This is a genomic window from Oleiphilus sp. HI0079 (assembly GCF_001635105.1).
Genome location: NZ_LWFT01001412.1, coordinates 1 through 1,126 on the forward strand (window position 1 = coordinate 1; position 1,126 = coordinate 1,126).

Annotated in this window: 2 protein-coding genes and 1 pseudogene; all 3 read left to right on the top strand. The window is 49.0% G+C overall.

Annotated elements, in window-relative coordinates; genetic code table 11:
• Positions 1-225 (top strand): annotated as a pseudogene (locus tag A3750_RS24290) (GMP synthase (glutamine-hydrolyzing)); the annotation flags it as partial.
• Between the two features lie 36 nt (positions 226-261).
• Positions 262-753: a tRNA adenosine(34) deaminase TadA gene (tadA, locus tag A3750_RS24295; protein ID WP_068450717.1), complete on the top strand. Its 492-nt coding sequence runs from the start codon at positions 262-264 to the stop codon at positions 751-753.
• A 124-nt stretch (positions 754-877) separates the two neighbouring features.
• A partial coding sequence (locus tag A3750_RS24300; RefSeq protein ID WP_156498916.1) for an NAD-dependent epimerase/dehydratase family protein occupies positions 878-1,126 on the top strand: 249 nt, incomplete at its 3' end.

Sequence of the window (1,126 nt, forward strand, 5' to 3'; positions counted from 1 at the left end):
CTACCGGTGAAGTCCGTTGGCGTAGTCGGTGATGCAAGACGATATGAGTACGTGGTATCTCTGCGCGCAGTTGAGACAATTGATTTTATGACTGCGCGTTGGGCGCATTTGCCATATGATTTTCTTGAGCTGGTGTCGAACCGTATCATTAATGAGATTTCTGGCATCTCTCGAGTTACTTATGACATTTCTTCGAAACCTCCAGCCACGATTGAGTGGGAGTAGGTCTAACGGCGTTTCGCCAAGCGGCACCTCGACCTAATGCAGCATAGCGACGAGTACTTCATGCAACAGGCGCTTCGTTTAGCGGAGCGTGCTGCCGAGCATCAGGAGGTTCCTGTTGGTGCTGTCGTTGTGCTGGACGGCGAGATTGTAGGAGAAGGTTGTAATGCGCCGATTGGTAGCTGTGATCCAACGGCGCATGCCGAAGTATTGGCTATCCGAGAGGCTTGCCAGAGAGTGGGTAATTACCGGCTTCCTGAGGCGACCTTATATGTCACTATAGAGCCTTGCACGATGTGTTGTGGCGCCATTGTGCATTCTCGTATTCGGCGTTTGGTGTTTGGTGCGCGAGAACCCAAAGCTGGTGCTGTTCTCAGCCAGAACCGTTTGCTGGAGCACGCTGCAATGAATACGCGCGTTGAAGTCACCTCCGATGTGCTTGCAGAATCTTGTAGTGGCTTGATCTCCTCATTTTTTGACCTTCGCCGCAAGAAAAAGAAGGCCCTCAAGTTAAACAGCAAGACGCCTTGATGGCTTAGATCGCTTCATCAATACAACAAATAAGCGGTCATAAATAATTGCGCATAAAATGTGATAATCAAATGAATCGGTTAAGATTATTTTCTTGAACGGAAACGCGGAGAAAGAGAGCATTATGAAAGTATTGGTAACGGGCGGTGCTGGCTACATAGGAAGTCACGTTGTTAAGCAGTTAGGAGAAGCTGGGCACGATATTGTTGTATACGACAATCTCTCTACTGGCTACGAATGGGCGGTGACTTGCGGAGAGTTAGTGGTTGGTGATGTCGGCGACTTTGACAAGCTTGATGCGCTATTTACCGAACACACTTTTGAGGCGGTGTTGCACTTCGCTGCAAATATTGTCGTCCCTGAGTCGGTTGAG

Excerpts from the sequence above, each read along its gene's own strand:
- tadA (WP_068450717.1), top strand. The coding sequence starts at position 262 with ATGCAGCATAGCGACGAGTACTTCATGCAACAGGCGCTTCGTTTAGCG.